The sequence below is a fragment of the Oceanospirillum maris DSM 6286 genome, from assembly GCF_000422865.1.
Classification (GTDB): Bacteria; Pseudomonadota; Gammaproteobacteria; order Pseudomonadales; family Halomonadaceae; genus Oceanospirillum; species Oceanospirillum maris.
Window position 1 is genome coordinate 92246 of record NZ_AUGW01000014.1, and the last position, 17509, is coordinate 109754.

Here is a 17509-nt window from a genome sequence, read left to right on the forward strand (position 1 = left end):
CTATCCTAAACCTTAAGATCCTAAATCTTAAGCCTATTGTTAGATGCCATAGACATAAGACATTAAAATATAAGCTTACTAAAAATCAATTTTTCTTTATTCACTAGAACCACTGATACGACCAAAAATCATCTTAGATTTTTATGGCACTTAGATCTTCATGGTGCTTAGATTTTCATAGTATTAAGCGCTGCTAAAGCCTCATCAAATTCATAAACTTCAGCATATTCCATGACCTGAACTGCAATGGATAACAGCTCTGCATCAACTTGAGCAAGTTCTAAAAGCTCGGGCAGATCATCTAAAACATCAGGATCACCCTCTTCTAAAAGGGCTGCTATTTTAGGATGCAATTTTCCTAAGCGCTCCATTGTGCTGTTTTTTGACATTGGCGGCTGTAAACTGGCAACAAAGTCGTGATCAACCAGAAGATTATGACTTAATAGCTCGTGATCTTTCGCTGAGGCCATCTCCATTAAAGATGCCCTTTGCCCCTTACTCTGCATACAGTTAGCAATATCATCGATCACTTGAGCAAGCTCATCACTCAAGGGCCTTAAATCATCATCACTGGGTAAAGATTGGTCAAAATACTGCTGCTCAAGTACTTCAACAAAAGCTGTGATCTGCTCCATTCCCAGAGTTGCAGATGTCCCTTTCAGGGTATGCATCCACCGAATTAAATAATCCCAGTCACCTGTTGCCATAGATGCTTTTAATGGGGCTAAGCCTTCATGGTAATCATTGCAAAACTGCCCCATCAGCTTCATCAACAACTTTTTATTACCGCCCATTGAATGTAACGCCTTGTTAAGATCTACACCATGGAGGTAACAAGGCATATCAATCTGTTCTTCACTGGCAAGAGATTCAGGAGCATAGCCGGAGATGACTCTAGGTTCAATCCACTGAATCAGTTTTTCCTTCAAGATATCAGGATTAATAGGCTTAGAAATATGGTCGCTCATTCCCAGCTCGAGACATCGGCTTACATCTTCGCTTTGAGCATGGGCTGTCATAGCAATAATGATTGGGGGTTTAGGCAGCTTCATTTGTAGGATTTGTTCTGTTGCCTGATAGCCATCAACCTCAGGCATCTGTATATCCATAAAAATGAGATCAAACTCTTTCTGTTGAACTAAATCAACCGCCTCTCGCCCATTAGAAGCGAGCGTTAACACTAATCCGTAAGGCTCTAACAAGCCGGTTATCACTTCTTGATTGATACCGTTATCTTCCGCGATTAACACATGAGCACCTAACAAAGCATTAATCTCATCGCCATCACGGAATAAGCCTCGTATACGAGAGCTTTTATGTTTTTTCCCTCGCTTAACCACAGCCTCTTGAATAGCGTTTAATAGATGCGAACCACTCACTGGCTTAAGAAGAACGCCATCAATTAAGTTATGGTTGATCCTACGTTGAAGGTCTTCACCACCATAGGCCGTTAACATCAAAATAGCAGGTTGGATGGGGAGCGCAGAGTTATGGCGTACCGCCTTAGCCACTTCAAAGCCATCCATAACCGGCATCTGCCAGTCAATTAATAGAACATTGTATGGCTCTTCCCCCATAGAGTGAGCATTCACCAACCGATTAAGGCCCGCCGGTGAATCGCTTTCAATATCAACCGTGATCCCTTGGGCCTCTAAATGCTCGCAGACACACTGCAAGCTAACCGTATCATCATCAATGGCAAGAACACGGATACGGCTAGAATCCACCTTTTCTATTTGCTCATCAACCGCGTGAACCTGCAGCGGTAGAGTAAAGAAGAACTCACTACCCTCACCCTCGGTCGCATGAACACCGATTTCACCGTGCATCAGTTCAACCAGCTGCTTACTAATAGCAAGCCCTAATCCTGTTCCGCCATATTGGCGAGTTGTTGAAGTATCTGCCTGCGAGAAAGATTTGAATAAACGCCCAACCTGTTCCTTACTTAAACCAATGCCAGTATCCACAACGGAAAAACGAACCTGAACAATATCATGCCGCTGCTCTAGCAAACTAGCTTCGACAACAACTTGCCCTTTTGCAGTAAACTTAATCGCATTATTCACGAGGTTCAGTAAAATCTGACCTAGACGTAGCGGATCACCCTTTAAGCTATTTGGGATACGCTCATCAACATTAAAAAGCAGTGGAAGATTTTTCTCATTCGCTTTAACAGAGGCAAGATCAGCAAGGTGGTTGACTACATTATCAAGACGGAAGGGTATATTTTCGACATCAAGACGCCCGGCTTCAATCTTGGAAAAGTCTAAAATATCATTAATAATGGATAATAAATTCTGTGCTGCTTGCTGTATCTTATCAATGTAACTGCCCACTTGTTCATCTTGGCTCGCCTGCCGCGCCAAATGACTCATACCGATAACGGCATTCATGGGAGTTCGAATCTCATGACTCATGTTAGCTAAAAAATCACCCTTAGCTTTATTGGCAACTTCAGCTCGTTCTTTCTCCGATGTAAGTGCTCGCTGCGTCTGCTTCAGGTCAGAAATATCGGTTCGTACAGAGATAATCGATGTGACTTTGCCTCTCGCATCAAACATAGGAATAACGGTCGCATTAACCCAATATAACGTGCCATCTTTACGGCGATTGCACACTTCATCATGCCAAATGTCACCACTGCCAATATGGTTCCAAAGGTTTTTAAAGAAACCTTTAGGATGTACGCCAGAGTTAATCACTTTATGGGTTCGCCCAATCAACTCGTCCGGCTCAAAACCACTGACATCAATAAACTTCTGGTTAATATATTGAATAACCCCTCTCGGGTCGGTAATACTGACAATTGAGTGCTCATCCATCGCCTTTTTATAAGCAGAAAGCTGTGTATTGGTTCTTAATAATCGGTCTTGAATTAGCTTAAGTCGAATCAGTATCACCACGATAGCACCGGTCAAAAGCACCACCGCAATCAACAAAGACCAACGGCTTTGATGTTGTTGCTTTTGGGCATTATCAAGCCACTGCTCAAAGCGACTATCAAAATTTTTAAGATGCTCATATGTTGATACATTCATTAGACGCGCTGAATTTTTGCGAATACGTGTTGTCGCGTTCAGTAACCCATCTACATAATTAACAACTTTCGTAAAGGCCGTCTGGGCTTCGCTGGAAGGAATCGTTAGGCTACTTTGTCGGATCGAGCTTAAGTGCTCTTCAAGTATTAATGCATTCCCATCCGTCGGCATCGCCGCATAACGAAGCGCCAGCACCATCATTTTAACCAGCTGTAGATCGTAAGCGCGTTTAATTTTTTCGGGTAACATTGACGTTTGTAGTTCTTTCTCGGCCACATCAAATACAGGCTCTAATTGGCTTATGGTAAAGCCATAGAGCGCTGAGGCTGATGAGATCTCTAGAATAATTTCCTGCAACTCTTCTAAGCTTTCTTGATAGCGCTCCCAACTACGTCGCGATGCGGCTACATCATAGGAGATGCCATTCAGCTCAAGGTCTACACGATAAACACTGGCAAAAAGTTGCTCCAGCAGCGTTAGAATTTCTTCATGAGAATTACTGCGATACCCTGTCGTTAAAAGAGCTGTTTCAGCTCTAATCTCAGACAGTACACTTTTTTGCAGTGCAACCTGCGCTCGGATCTCTTTCTGCTCTATATCCATTGCGGGCTGTAACAGGTAGATCATTACAGGAAAAAGCAGTAACAACCCCGAGGTACTTCCCCACAAAATAGCCGTTGAAAGCTTTTGCCAAAATTTATCGTACATTCCCATGACGCACGGGGCCCTCAAAATCATGAATCGAACTACTGTGACTCAATAGAAATAATGCGATGAGTTCTAACTCATCTTGGCTTAGAACAGATTTATTGTGCATTCTATACATTCTGGTTATCGCTTGCTTAAGTGTCTTTGAAGACCCATCAGAGAAATAAGGTGCGGTGTCATTCAAATTACGCAACCTAGGGACTAACACTGGCTCTAGATAGTTTTCATTAACAGCATCAGCAAATGCAGCGCCTCCCATATCCTTTCCGTTATGGCAAAAGCTACAGCCTTTTTTCTCAAACAAAACCATACCTCGCTGTTCTGTCTGCGTTAAAGCTTGTAAATCACCACCAAGATAAAGTTCATAGCGGCTGGGCTGAGCTTGTAAACTAAAAAGATAATTAGTCAACGACTTATATACTGCCCCTGCGCTAATACGGCCAAAGTTATCGTACGATAAGTTGCTTAAGGTTTTATCTTTTTTCAAGGCAACGTATACATCAACAACGGAAGAATCCATTTGATTAGTCATGCATCGCTGAACCGCACGCTCTAAAGAAAAGATAGTTTGCCGAGAAAAATAACCAAACTTACGATCTAAGTTAAACAGTGCCGGTGTCGCTAAGATAGCACGCGTGCCATCATCTTTAGTTGATAGCGCCTGATTGTCTGAGAAGGAGTATTCAGGCTTATGACAAGAAGCACAGGCTGTTTGGCCTGTCTTTGAGAAGCGGGCGTCTGAGAAAATCAAGCGTCCCATAGTTGAAAGTTCAGGATCGATATGCTTTAGCTCATGGCCCGCAAAGACACGGTCACTCACAAATAACATCGAAACAGTCATTAGGGTAAAGGATAAGGCCAATAAAAGAGATTTTCTTTGATTAAATGTGCTCTTCTGATTAAAAGCGCCATTCAAACTCAAAGTACGATTCAAATCCAAAGTACGATTCAAACTCAAAGTGCTATCCACCTTTCACTTTTTCACTTTTCAGAATCTGCTGAAACACTTTTTTAAATATCCTTTCGTGCAACAAAGCAGATGGTAAAGCCAACAAAAAACGGTAAGACCAACAAAAATCAGAGTAAAAAAACAAAAAAACACGTAAAAAAACTATTAGTGCGATCTATTACGCTATTTATTATGTGCCTAGCTTAGCACCTAAAACAACCCCGTTGAATACACATTAAAATAGTTAAACTCATTAAATAAATAGCTCTTTATTTTAAATCATATGAACAAAAATTAGCATCTATTAAAAACATGGATTGAGCACCCATAAAAAAAGCCGCACGAGGCGGCCTAAATAAGATGAGATTATTGAAATTTTATCAAAACGGATTATCTAAAAGGGCTACCCAAAAAGCCGCTAAAAAGGGTCACTAAAAAGAGCCATCAAGACGTTACCGATGCTTAAACACCGGTTTACGTTTTTCTACAAACGCAGCCATGCCTTCCTTTTGATCTTCTGTGGCAAACGTTGAAGCAAAGGCTCGACGCTCAAAGCGCAACCCCTCCTGCAAAGAGCTCTCAAAAGCCATGTTAACGGCTTCTTTTGCCATATAAACGATAGGTTGAGACAGCTTGGCAATCTTACTGGCTACTTTTAACGCTTCTGCTTCTAACTCTGCCACCGGAAGAATACGGCTGACTAACCCAGCTCGCTCCGCTTCCTCTGCATCCATCATACGGCCGGTTAGGCACATCTCCATCGCTTTTGCTTTACCTACGGCTCGGGTCAAACGTTGAGTACCACCGGCACCGGGTATCGTGCCGATATTGATCTCAGGCTGACCAAATTTGGCTGTATCCGAGGCCAAAATAAAATCACAGGCCATAGCCATCTCACAGCCGCCCCCTAGGGCAAAACCAGAAACAGCAGCAATAATCGGCTTACGCACGGTATTCAGACTGTTCCAACCATCCCGACGGTTATACGGAAAGTCATTTAAAAATAGATCAATAAAGGTTTGCCCTTCCAGATCTTTAATATCAGCACCGGCGGCAAAGGCTTTTTCATTGCCGGTAATCACTAAGGCACCGATATCATCATCGCTCTGAAATGCTTCAATAGCCTGACCCACTTCGGTGATCAGCGCCGTAGATAACGCATTTAGCGCCTGAGGACGGTTTAACTGAATCCAACCCACTGCACCACGGGTTTCAACGATAATATTGCTATAAACCGCGTTCGTATTCTCACGAGACATATCTTAGAGTTCCTTTTTATTTTTATTGATCATCATCTTTTTTTACCGCATACAGGGGCTTCACATCGGCTATTTCAATGCGCTTACGGTCAGCTTCAACTTCAGTCAAAGGTTGTACTGGCTGCATCGTTTGCAAACTGCGCACCGTCAGATTCTGGTATTCCGCAGTTCCCTTACCTTTCCAGGCAATTTCTTGATCAGACAATTCCCGTATAACCTTTGCCGGTGTTCCTGCCATCAATGATCGGGGAGGGCATTCAAAGTCTGCTTTGACAAACCCACAGGCCGCCACAATAGCAGACTCTCCAATTCGAGCATTATCCATAATGACGGCGTTCATACCGATCAAGGCGTTTTTTCCGATATGACAGCCATGAAGCACTGCACCATGACCAATATGACCATCTTCTTCGATAATAGTGTCGGTACCCGGAAAGCCGTGCATCACACAGGTGTCCTGCACATTGGCACCTTTTTTAATAACTAGGCGACCAAAATCCCCTCGCAGACAGGCATTAGGGCCGATATAACAGTTTGGCCCAATAATGACATCGCCAATCAGAACAGCAGTTGGGTGAACAAAAGCCGTTGGGTCAACAACAGGCACAATGCCATCAATACTATAAACATGCATAGTTTTATCCTTTACATACAGAAGCGCCCTCCATTGATGAGGGCGCTTAACGCTATCGATTCATTGCGATCATCAGCTAACGACTACTCACGGCCGATTACTGATGACGACGACTTTGAACCACCACAAAGCGGCTAGCGACAAAAGCCGTATCGGTGAGCGACGCATTGGCAGCGGGGTTACCTCCAGTCGCATGGAAATCACTATAAGCTGCCGATTGGTTAACAAAAACACCGCCATCAAGATTAATAGACAGGGCAACTTTAACATCCATCGCCAGCTCTTCCGCTTGATCCAATACAGCGTCATCCGTTGAGTAAACCCCCAGCGTGATAGCCCCTTTCTCAGAGATCACTTGCTTGGCCAAAGCCATACTGTGCTCTGTGCTATCGGTTGCGATCAAGAAGGAGATAGGGCCAAAGCGCTCTTCACTGTATTTCTCGATATCAGCGGCATCGACTTTAAGAATCAGTGGCGTGTGAATCTCAGCATTCGGGAACTGAGGGTGCTCACGTTTCTCGCTTGCCAGAACAACCTCGCCTAGCCCTTCACACTCTTTAATACGGGCAACCGTTGCGGGGGCTTGAATGGCGCCAAGAACCATACAGGCACGGTCGTTATCACTGAGGAATTTAGAAGTTGCGATGGAAAGCGCCTGGGCCACTTCATCAAAACTCATTTGGCCATCAGATGTCTTGATACCATCACGTGGAATATAGATCGCCTGAGTCGTTGTACACATTTGACCGGAGTAAAGGCTTAGCGTAAAGGCGAGGTTACGGGCTACCGCTTTAATATCAGCAACACTATCGATGATCACCGTGTTTACACCGGCTTTTTCAGTGAAAACCTGTGCCTGAGTCGCATGTTGCTCCAACCAGTTACCAAAGACGCTAGAGCCGGTAAAATCGATCAGCTTCACATCTTTATGGGTTGCTAGTTCTTTTGTAATCGGCGCATCAGCTGTATCAACCACCATAGAGACGATATGAGGGGCAAAACCTGATTCTTTTAAGACATCCTGTGCAATTTTGACTGAAATAGCTGCCGGTAAAACAGAGGCAGGATGTGGCTTAACGATCACAGGATTACCGGTCACCAAAGAGGCAAACAGCCCTGGGTAAGTATTCCACGTTGGGAACGTAGAGCAACCAACGACAACAGAAATACCACGGGGAACAATATGATAGGTTTTATCCATAACCAGAGGGTCATGCTTACCCTGAGGTTTTGTCCAAACGGTGGTCTCAGGTACTTCTTTCATGGCTCGGTAGCCATAGGCAACGGCTTCAAGCCCTCGGTCTTGTGCATGGGGGCCGCCCGCTTGGAACGCCATCATAAAACCCTGTCCAGAGGTATGCATAACTCCATGGCCAATCTCGAAGCTGCGCTTGTTCAGGCGATCCAAAATCTCGACACAGATACCAGCACGAACATCTGGCCCTGCATCACGCCAAGCTTTGGTTTCCTGCTTCATAGCCGACACTAAAACATCAATATCAACCTGAGGATAACTGACACCCATTTCGATACCGTAAGGTGATTGCTCACCCTTAACTTGGCCTGTTATGCCTGGCATTTCTAGTTCAAATGCTTTGCCTAATAACCCATTAAACGCCGCTTCACCATCGGCTGCAGCCGTTTCTCCATAGGCCCGTGGGCTTGGATTTTCTGGGTACTGAGACCAGAAACCCCGTGTATTAATCGCACTTAAAGCTTGATCTAGGGTTTCTTGATGCTTATTAAAAAAATCTAATTGACTCATTTGAATAATCTCTCCGAATAATCACGTATCACATTTTTGTTTTATTAAGGCAGGCCTACACCTTTAGTCTCTTTATTCGCTCTTAATTCATCAGGAATTAAGGGTATTGCAGTCTTGAATCAATGATTCTCAAGATACACCATAATTTACGATACCGAAACCTTGCATTGAATTTAATTCTTGTATCCCTTTCTGGCTTTGGGTTAATCTCTATACACAATAACAAGAATTCTGCATATGCACCTCTATCTAGCCTAGAGTTAGAGACGTACGTGTTGTAAGCGATAACGAGCCGGAATTCTAAGAACAAGCTTTTTAAAAGCGATACTGCAACCGGATACTGCTGAATGACTTATCAGACTATTAGCACTCAATCCGTTGAGGGTGTTCTGACGATCACACTCAACCGACCTGAAGCTTTCAATGCCCTTAACACTCAGCTGTTAAGCGAGATGGCAGAGGTCCTTGATCAGGCCGATCAAAACGAATCGATCCGTGTCGTTGTTATTACGGGTGGCCCTAAGGTTTTTGCTGCCGGTGCTGACATCAAAGAGATGGCCTCTCTGGATGCTGTTGGTGTCATGAACGACCCCCGCCCAAGGCACTGGAAACGTATCTATCAATTCAGTAAACCTCTTATTGCTGCGGTTAATGGCTATGCCTTGGGCGGCGGTTGTGAGCTAGTGATGCATTGCGATATCGTGATTGCAGGCGACAACGCGCTCTTCGGCCAGCCTGAAATTAATCTCGGTATTATCCCCGGTGCCGGTGGCACTCAACGTCTTATCCGTACCGTAGGTAAACCTCTCGCCATGAAAATGGTGTTAAGCGGTGAGATGATCGACGCGAAAACCGCACAACAAGCCAATCTCATCACCGAAGTGGTTATCCCGGAGCGCACGATCGAGCGCGCCCATCAACTGGCTAAAACCATCGCTAAAAAACCACCTATCGCGGTTCGTCTGGCAAAAGAAGCCCTGCTTAAAGCTTTTGAAACCGATCTGGAGTCTGGACTGATGATTGAACGTAAGTCGTTCACCTTGCTGGCTGCGACCGAAGATCGCCGTGAAGGCATCGCTGCTTTTATGGAAAAACGTAAACCTGAATTTAAAGGACGCTGAGTTATGTCATTCAACCCGTCATATGAAAATATCGAATTTGTGATTGAGGATGGCACTGCCATTCTAACCCTAAACCGCCCAGACAGCTTGAACAGCTTTAATGCACAGATGCATGAGGAAGTTCGCTCCGCATTAAAAGAAGTGAAGAACAATTCAAGCGTGCGCGCACTGGTTATTACCGGTAACGGTCGTGGTTTCTGTGCGGGTCAAGATCTGAGTGACCGTAATGTTGCCCCCGGCACAGAAACACCGAATCTGGGCGAGTCCATCGAGAAGAACTACAACCCGATGATTCGTACCCTTCGCGCCCTTGAAATGCCAGTGATCTGCGCGGTTAACGGTGTGGCCGCCGGTGCCGGTGCCAATATCGCTTTGGCCTGTGACATTGTCTTTGCCGCTAAATCTGCCAAATTTATTCAGGCCTTCTGCAAAATCGGCCTTATTCCCGATTCTGGCGGCACCTGGACATTATCAAATAGTGTGGGCCAAGCCCGTGCTATGGCGCTGTCTATGCTGGGCGACCGTGTTTCTGCTGAAGAGGCGGAACAGATGGGCATGATCTGGAAGGCGGTTGACGACGAAGCACTGAAAGAAACCGCTATCGCAACGGCTAAAGAACTGGCAACTCAACCCACCAAGGGGTTGGCGCTGATTAAACGTGCGATTCAGGCTTCTGCGACAAACACCCTTGATGAGCAATTAGATCTAGAACGTGATCTGCAAACAATTGCGGGGCGCACAGATGATTATCGTGAAGGTGTTGCTGCCTTTATGGAGAAACGTCAGCCATCATTCAAAGGTCAGTAAGGGGTGATTATGAGTTCCTTATCCATTAATGATACCGTTGCCGTTATCGGTGCAGGCACGATGGGTGCCGGTATTGCTCAGGTAGCCGCTAAATACGGTCATACAGTTTTGCTATACGACAAGATGGAAGGTGCGGCTCAGGCTGGCCTTAACCGTACGGCAAAAGGTTTAGACACGTTAGTCGCCCGAGGCAAAATGACTCAGGCTGATAAAGAGTCTTTAGTGGGCCGTATTCAGCCGACTGAAACTTTGGCTGACCTAGCCCCAGCAACCCTTATTATTGAAGCCATTGTTGAGAACTTGGCGGTTAAGCAATCGGTATTTTCTGAGCTGGAAGCACTCTGCTCAGACGATACCATTTTGGCAACCAACACGTCTTCTATCTCTGTTACCGCCATCGGTTCCGCTCTGAAGCGCCCTGAGAACTTAGTGGGTATGCACTTCTTCAACCCTGCACCTATTATGAAACTGGTTGAAGTGATTCAAGGCTTGGCCACTTCTACGGCTGTGGCTCAACAGGTTTACGATCTCTCCGTTGCCTGGGGCAAACATGCGGTTATGGCGAAATCGACCCCGGGCTTTATTGTGAATCGTGTAGCCCGTCCGTTCTACGCAGAGGGACTGCGGGTATTGGAAGAAGGCGGTACTAACGAGGCGACCATTGATGCCATTATCCGTGAAGCAGGCCAGTTCCGTATGGGGCCCTTTGAGCTGATGGACTTGATCGGTCACGATGTTAATTATGCGGTCACCTCCTCTGTTTTTAATGCCTATTATGGTGATCAGCGTTTTCTGCCGTCCCTCATTCAGAAAGATCTCGTTGAAGCCGGTTTTCATGGTCGTAAGAGTGGTCGTGGTTTCTACGATTATTCTGATCATGCTGAAAAACCTAAACCGCAAACTCTCGGGGTTCAAGCCGCTCCGACCAGCATCACCGTTGAAGGTGAACTAGGCTGCGCGGAGCCTTTGCTAGCCCGCATAGAAGCGGCAGGCATCAAGGTGCATCGCTCTACCGAATATGATCACAATGGCCGTATCTGTGTGGGTGACTTAGTGATTGCACTTACCGATGGCCGAATGGCAACAGAGCGTGCTGCAAGTAAGCAGCGTCGCCAGTTTGTGCTCTTTGATCTGGCGCTGGATTACAGCAGGGCCACCCGTATTGCGCTGACTAAAGCGGATCAAACCTCAGAAGAGAGCCTGATGGCCGCGGCGGGCTTATTTCAAGCACTGGGGATGCAAGTTTCTGTGATCGACGACGTTCCAGGCATGGTGCTTATGCGCACGGTCGCCATGCTAGCCAATGAAGGTGCTGATGCCGTTAATCAGCAGGTTTGCTCGGTAAAAGATGTCGATATCGCCATGCAAAGCGGCGTAAATTACCCGCAAGGCCCTTTGGCTTGGGCCGACCATATCGGGCTAGAGTATCTCCACGGAGTGTTGGCTCATTTAGTTAATAGCTATGGAGAAGATCGCTACCGCCCTTCCCCATTGCTGCGTCGTAAAGTATTTGGAGCACAGACCTTTCATGGTTAATTCAACTATCAACACCTCATTGGACAACCTAACACCGGATGAACTGGCTAACCGCTGTGCTCAAAAGATGTATGAAAGTGACTGGGCGGCCCAAGCTCTGGAAATGACGATTATCGACGTTCGTGAAGGCTATGCAAAACTGAGCATGGTGGTACGTAAAGATATGTCGAACGGGCACGGTATCTGTCATGGCGGCATGATGTTTACACTGGCCGATACGGCTTTTGCCTATAGCTGTAACAGCTATAACAAAGTGACTGTGGCAGCGGGTTGTAATATCGAATTTATCGCCCCTGGCAAACTGGGTGACACCTTGGTTGCTGAAGCAAAAAAAGTAAGCTTGGCCGGTCGCAGCGGTATCTATGATGTCACTATCAGCAATTCCGCCGGTGATCCTATCGCTTATTTTCGTGGTAAATCGCGCCAAATTAAAGGCGAGATAATATCGACTGAAGCCACTTCATCATCAGATCAATAAGAGGAAATTAAGCATGAAAGACGCTTATATCTGCGATGCTATTCGCACACCCTTTGGCCGCTATGCTGGCAGCCTGTCCTCAGTTCGCGCTGATGACTTAGGCGCTATTCCGATCAAAGCTCTTATGGATCGCAATCCGCAGGTTGACTGGTCTCAAGTAGACGATGTGATTTACGGTAACGCCAACCAAGCCGGTGAAGACAATCGTAACGTGGCTCGGATGTCATCGCTATTGGCCGGTATGCCAACAACCGTTCCTGGCACGACCCTTAACCGTCTCTGTGGTTCGGGTATGGATGCTATTGGCACGGCTGCTCGTGCGATTAAAGCCGGTGAAACAGATCTCATGGTCGCCGGTGGTTGCGAATCTATGTCCCGTGCGCCTTTTGTTATGGGTAAGGCGGAATCTGCTTTTAGTCGCAACCCTAACGGTCTTTACGATACAACCATCGGTTGGCGCTTTGTTAATAAACTGATGAAAGCGCAGTATGGCGTGGATTCCATGCCAGAAACTGCTGAAAATGTTGCTGAAGATTTTAATATCTCCCGTGAAGACCAAGACCTGTTTGCATTTCGCAGTCAGCAGAAAACCGCTGAAGCGATGGCTAAGGGCTTATTTAAAGAGGAGATCTGTCCAGTAACCATTCCTCAGCGCAAAGGTGATGACCGAGTTGTTAATACCGATGAGCACCCTAGAGCTGAAACCACTCTGGGTGACTTGGCAAAACTACGGGCCCCTTTCCGTGACGGCGGCTCAGTAACCGCAGGCAATGCATCCGGTGTAAATGACGGTGCCTGCGCGCTATTGATCGCGTCTAAAGATGCGGCTGAAAAATATGGCCTAACCCCAAAAGCTCGTGTAGTAGCCATGGCCACCGCCGGTTTAGAACCCCGTATTATGGGCTTTGGTCCTTCTCCTGCATCCCGCAAGGTGCTAGAAAAAGCCGGTTTAACCCTTGATCAAATGGATGTCATCGAACTAAACGAAGCGTTTGCCTCTCAAGGTTTAGCCGTTATGCGCGACCTAGGCTTGCCAGATGATGCCGCTCACGTAAATCCGAACGGTGGCGCGATCTCTCTAGGGCACCCGCTGGGAGCATCCGGTGCTCGCTTGGTGACAACAGCGATGTATCAACTGCACCGTACCGGTGGCCGTTATGCACTTTGTACTATGTGTATTGGCGTCGGCCAAGGTATCGCAATGATTATCGAGCGAGTCTAATGTCGTGATAGTAGGCGAGAAAAACAACAGCCTAGAAAAATATTAAAGCAGAAAGGCCTGTCACTGCAGATCGGCCTTTTTCCTTTAAAAGAATTCAGTTTAGAAAATCCGTTATTAACAATAAATTGATAATAAATAAAAAAATTTATAACTCATAACATACAACAACAGCGTTACAGATAATAACTCGTAACTATTATAAATATAAAAATAAAGATTGGAGAGAATCCTATGACTACTAACCGTTCTACCCGTGGCTCTCTTGATGCAATGGAAGTTGCTAGTATTGATCAACTCCGTGCACATCAACTTGAACGTATGCGTTGGAGCTTAGTTCACGCGTATAATAATGTGCCTCATTATAAAAAAGCGTTTGATGCTAAAGGTGTACACCCTTTTGATCTGAAATCTCTTGATGATCTGGCCAAGTTCCCCTTTACCACCAAACACGATCTAAGAGATAACTACCCTTTTAATATGTTCGCGGTTCCCATGAGCGATGTTGTACGGGTTCATGCCTCTAGCGGAACTACGGGTAAACCGACCGTTGTGGGCTATACCCATAGTGATATAGATGACTGGGCCACCGTCGTGGCGCGCTCTATTCGTGCCGCTGGCGGCCATGCCGGTGATAAAGTGCATATCGCCTATGGCTACGGCCTTTTTACCGGCGGGCTCGGTGCTCACTACGGTGCAGAAAAATTAGGTTGTACGGTTATTCCTATGTCTGGTGGCCAAACGGAGAAACAGGTACAACTGATCCGAGATTTTGACCCTGATATCATTATGGTGACACCATCTTATATGCTTAATCTTGCGGATGAGATGGATCGCCAAGGTCTTGACCCTAGAGAGCTGGCACTGCGTATTGGTATTTTTGGTGCTGAACCTTGGACAGGCCAGATGCGTAATGAGCTGGAACAACGCTTAGGTATTGATGCCGTGGATATCTACGGTTTATCAGAAGTTATGGGGCCAGGTGTTGCCCAAGAATGTATCGAAACCAAAGATGGGCCGACGATCTGGGAAGATTTCTTTTATCCTGAAATTATTGATCCCAATACCGGTGAAGTCTTACCCGATGGCGAATACGGCGAGCTGGTGTTTACCTCTTTAACCAAGGAAGCCATGCCGGTTGTTCGCTATCGCACCCGAGACCTGACCCGTTTATTACCTGGTACCGCTCGGCCAATGCGTCGTATCGATAAGATCACTGGCCGTTCTGACGATATGCTGATTATTCGTGGCGTCAACGTCTTCCCGACTCAGATAGAAGAGCAGGTATTGAAGATGAATACCCTAACGCCACATTATGAGCTAACCGTTTATAAGGATGGTAACCTTGATAAAGTTGATGTTAGCGTTGAGCTAAAAGAAGCGGGCTTGTCCGATAGCGCTAAGTCCGACGTCGCCGCTGAGCTTCAGCACCATATCAAATCATTTATCGGTATTAGCACCAAGATCAAAGTTAATGATCCGGGTACTTTGGCTCGCTCTGAAGGCAAAGCCAAGCATGTTACCGATCTACGCTAATCCGTCATAAGGTTTTGAACACTTGCTGAAGGATCAGCAAGTGTTACTCTTTACTTCACTTATAACAAAACGCTAGAGCATATCGAATATAAATGAGAATAAATCTCAAGTTTAAACTTGAAATATCTGCACTAATTTAGAGCAAACAATCCATTTCGTTTTAATATCTCGCCATCGATTCCATTTCTAATAAAAAATCTGTGACGTACGACCCCTTATTAAAGTATCAGCACTAGTATTTACGCTCTGCAAAACTTATACTGGTTCTATATCTTATTGCTTTGCCTTGCTGTTTCGCAATTGAAATACGATACAGGCACATTTTACGCATGTTCTTTTGATACGTTCGCACGGCAATCATAATAGATACGTCATCATCATTTGTGTATTACCATAAAATCATAAGATTTGGCCACTCATCCCAACGAGGAATATAATAATGAAGGGGATTTCATTGCGAGCTAAGATCATCGCCATGGCGACATTAGCGGTCTTTATTACTTCTCTGACGTTAACGGGATTTTCTGCCTTTCGCCTATCCAATATGACACGAATTAATGCGGATCAACGGGTTGATGGTGTTACCAATGCCGTAAGTAAAGGCGTTGAGCGTTGGCTAGCAGCTAAGTACCAATTACTTAACACCCTTGCCAGCCGCCCTGCAGATCAAGATGCGTTTATCGAACAGCTCAACATGACCCGTGAAGCAGGAGAGTTTATTGCTATTTTTGCAGGTCTAACCGACGGAACACGCATAGGTAGCAACGGCAGCACATTCTTTGTTAACGGCTATGACCCAAGGACTCGCCCTTGGTATAAAAAAGCGCTAGCCGAGAAGAAAATGATCCTAATCGGCCCCTATGAAGATAGAACAACTAAAGAGATGACGTTTACGATTGCTCGCCCACTGATTCAAAATGGCAGTATGACGGGTATTATTGGGGCAGACTTACAACTCAACCAGCTTTTCAATGAGATTACAGGCTTTGAGTCTGGTGAAAATAGCCAGTTATTCCTACTCAATGACCAAGGATTGATTATTGCCCACCAAGATAAAACGTTACAACTGGAGCCTCTGGATAAGCTTTACAGCCAGCTCAAGGCATCCAATGCAACCAGCTTATCCAGCAACAAAATTTTAAGTTCCGTTCAAACCTCTAGTGGTACAAAGCTAGTTCGTTTAGTAAAAATACCAGGATCATCATGGCTGCTCGGTGTTGAAGTTGACGAAGCAACAGAGATGCGTGCATTTACAGAAACCCTTGGTATTCAACTGGGTATCAGTGTTGCTATATTTCTGATTGTAATGCTTACCGTTGCAGTTATGGTTAAAGTGCTTCTAAAAGACCTGCAAAGTGTTGGCCAAGCTCTTAGCTATATAGCAAAAGGCGAAGGGGATCTTACCAAGCGTATTGAAACCCACAGCACCGATGAAGTAGGTCAAGTAGCCCGAGACTTTAACCACTTCGTTATCAGCCTTCATGCCATTATTTCTAAGCTAGAACACACAGCTAGAGACCTGAGTAGCCAGTCCGAAATTATTGCAGCTAAAACAACGGAAAACGGCAATAAGATTTATCAGCAGCGTACAGAAACCAGCGCTGTTGCCGATGCGATCAATCAATTAGCGCATTCTACTCAAGATATTGTAAGCCACGTCCACAACACTCTCGATCAAGTGCAGCAAACTGTAACATTAGGCCAAGATGGTATTCATCAAGTTGAAAAGAGCCAACGCTCTGTTAACGGCTTGGCAGAGAAGCTTCAAACTGCAAGCCAAGTGGTTACTGAGCTAAACCACAATGCTCAAGGTATCAGTGGCATTTTAAACACCATTGAAGAAATTGCGGATCAAACAAACTTGTTAGCACTTAATGCCGCTATTGAAGCCGCGCGAGCTGGTGAGGCTGGCCGTGGTTTTGCCGTGGTGGCTGATGAGGTACGCAATCTTTCTCAACGTACCAGCAGCTCCACCAGTGAGATACAGAAAGTCATGGAACTGGTGCAAAAATCCGCACTGGAAGCCACTGCTTTAATGGATGCAAGCAGTACTTTGGCTCAAGATAGCGTACAAGATGCTAAAACCGCTCAAGATATGCTGATACAAATTATTCATGCAGTACAACAGATCAATAATCTAGCGGCTCAAATTAGTGCTGCGACAGAGCAGCAGGCTGCACTAAGCGAAGAGATCCACGCTAATACGGGCACCATTCGAAGCGTCGCTGATGATTTGGCTAAAGATGCAGAAGAAAGTGAACAACAGGTACACAAGCTGTCTAAGTTTGCCTCTGATCTGAAAGCAGAAGCCGGTAAGTTTATCATCTGAGCTTATTATAAATTAGCAATATATACTAAATCGCTATTAACTAGATACCAACATGAAATTTACAAAAAAATACCTGAAATATTCAAGTTTCAGTAGTGTCAGCCGCTAGACTACTAAAGGTACTACTTTA

The 17509-nt window shown here is 45.5% G+C and carries 12 protein-coding genes; 7 read left to right on the forward strand and 5 right to left on the reverse strand.

The annotated features are described in order from the left end of the window. Positions 1-167: 167 nt before the first annotated feature. The 5 genes from G517_RS20025 to paaN form a co-directional block, all read right to left on the reverse strand. Entirely contained in the window at positions 168-3746 is a 3579-nt protein-coding gene (locus tag G517_RS20025) for a hybrid sensor histidine kinase/response regulator (protein WP_051206180.1), read from the reverse strand. Continuing rightward, complete coding sequence (locus tag G517_RS0106785; protein WP_028303780.1) at positions 3736-4704, reverse strand: cytochrome-c peroxidase; 969 nt, start codon at positions 4702-4704, stop codon at positions 3736-3738. The genes G517_RS20025 and G517_RS0106785 overlap by 11 nt, the downstream gene beginning before the upstream one ends. Before the next feature lie 443 nt (positions 4705-5147). Next, a complete protein-coding gene (locus tag G517_RS0106790) occupies positions 5148-5954 on the reverse strand; it encodes an enoyl-CoA hydratase (protein WP_036590687.1) in 807 nt (268 codons plus the stop codon). 22 nt (positions 5955-5976) lie between these two features. After that, on the reverse strand, positions 5977-6588 hold the full coding sequence (gene paaY, locus G517_RS0106795) for a phenylacetic acid degradation protein PaaY (protein WP_028303782.1): 612 nt from the start codon (positions 6586-6588) through the stop codon (positions 5977-5979). Between the two features lie 97 nt (positions 6589-6685). Beyond that, entirely contained in the window at positions 6686-8353 is a 1668-nt protein-coding gene (paaN, locus tag G517_RS0106800; RefSeq protein WP_028303783.1) for a phenylacetic acid degradation protein PaaN, read from the reverse strand. Positions 8354-8700: 347 nt separating this feature from the next. Here paaN and paaF point away from each other — a divergent pair, with 347 nt between their 5' ends. The 7 genes from paaF (at position 8701) to G517_RS0106835 (ending at position 17379) form a co-directional block, all read left to right on the forward strand. After that, complete coding sequence (paaF, locus tag G517_RS0106805) at positions 8701-9474, forward strand: 2,3-dehydroadipyl-CoA hydratase PaaF (protein WP_028303784.1); 774 nt, start codon at positions 8701-8703, stop codon at positions 9472-9474. Between the two features lie 3 nt (positions 9475-9477). Continuing rightward, positions 9478-10281: a 2-(1,2-epoxy-1,2-dihydrophenyl)acetyl-CoA isomerase PaaG gene (gene paaG, locus G517_RS0106810; RefSeq protein WP_028303785.1), complete on the forward strand. Its 804-nt coding sequence runs from the start codon at positions 9478-9480 to the stop codon at positions 10279-10281. A 9-nt stretch (positions 10282-10290) separates the two neighbouring features. Next, complete coding sequence (paaH, locus tag G517_RS0106815) at positions 10291-11817, forward strand: 3-hydroxyacyl-CoA dehydrogenase PaaH (protein ID WP_028303786.1); 1527 nt, start codon at positions 10291-10293, stop codon at positions 11815-11817. Further along, positions 11810-12295: a hydroxyphenylacetyl-CoA thioesterase PaaI gene (gene paaI / locus G517_RS0106820; protein WP_036590690.1), complete on the forward strand. Its 486-nt coding sequence runs from the start codon at positions 11810-11812 to the stop codon at positions 12293-12295. Before paaH ends, paaI begins: the two co-directional genes overlap by 8 nt. Positions 12296-12308: 13 nt before the next feature. Next, on the forward strand, positions 12309-13517 hold the full coding sequence (gene pcaF, locus G517_RS0106825; protein ID WP_028303788.1) for a 3-oxoadipyl-CoA thiolase: 1209 nt from the start codon (positions 12309-12311) through the stop codon (positions 13515-13517). Positions 13518-13748: 231 nt separating this feature from the next. Then, on the forward strand, positions 13749-15050 hold the full coding sequence (gene paaK, locus G517_RS0106830) for a phenylacetate--CoA ligase PaaK (protein WP_028303789.1): 1302 nt from the start codon (positions 13749-13751) through the stop codon (positions 15048-15050). Positions 15051-15489: 439 nt separating this feature from the next. Then, positions 15490-17379: a methyl-accepting chemotaxis protein gene (locus G517_RS0106835; protein ID WP_028303790.1), complete on the forward strand. Its 1890-nt coding sequence runs from the start codon at positions 15490-15492 to the stop codon at positions 17377-17379. Positions 17380-17509: the final 130 nt, after the last annotated feature.

What these genes read in the sequence shown, in the direction of transcription:
- G517_RS20025 (WP_051206180.1), bottom strand. Translation starts at nt 3,746, where the DNA reads ATGTACGATAAATTTTGGCAAAAGCTTTCAACGGCTATTTTGTGGGGA.
- G517_RS0106790 (WP_036590687.1), bottom strand. Translation starts at nt 5,954, where the DNA reads ATGTCTCGTGAGAATACGAACGCGGTTTATAGCAATATTATCGTTGAA.
- paaY (WP_028303782.1), bottom strand. Translation starts at nt 6,588, where the DNA reads ATGCATGTTTATAGTATTGATGGCATTGTGCCTGTTGTTGACCCAACG.
- paaN (WP_028303783.1), bottom strand. Translation starts at nt 8,353, where the DNA reads ATGAGTCAATTAGATTTTTTTAATAAGCATCAAGAAACCCTAGATCAA.
- paaF (WP_028303784.1), top strand. Translation starts at nt 8,701, where the DNA reads ATGACTTATCAGACTATTAGCACTCAATCCGTTGAGGGTGTTCTGACG.
- paaG (WP_028303785.1), top strand. Translation starts at nt 9,478, where the DNA reads ATGTCATTCAACCCGTCATATGAAAATATCGAATTTGTGATTGAGGAT.
- paaH (WP_028303786.1), top strand. Translation starts at nt 10,291, where the DNA reads ATGAGTTCCTTATCCATTAATGATACCGTTGCCGTTATCGGTGCAGGC.
- paaI (WP_036590690.1), top strand. Translation starts at nt 11,810, where the DNA reads ATGGTTAATTCAACTATCAACACCTCATTGGACAACCTAACACCGGAT.
- pcaF (WP_028303788.1), top strand. Translation starts at nt 12,309, where the DNA reads ATGAAAGACGCTTATATCTGCGATGCTATTCGCACACCCTTTGGCCGC.
- paaK (WP_028303789.1), top strand. Translation starts at nt 13,749, where the DNA reads ATGACTACTAACCGTTCTACCCGTGGCTCTCTTGATGCAATGGAAGTT.
- G517_RS0106835 (WP_028303790.1), top strand. Translation starts at nt 15,490, where the DNA reads ATGAAGGGGATTTCATTGCGAGCTAAGATCATCGCCATGGCGACATTA.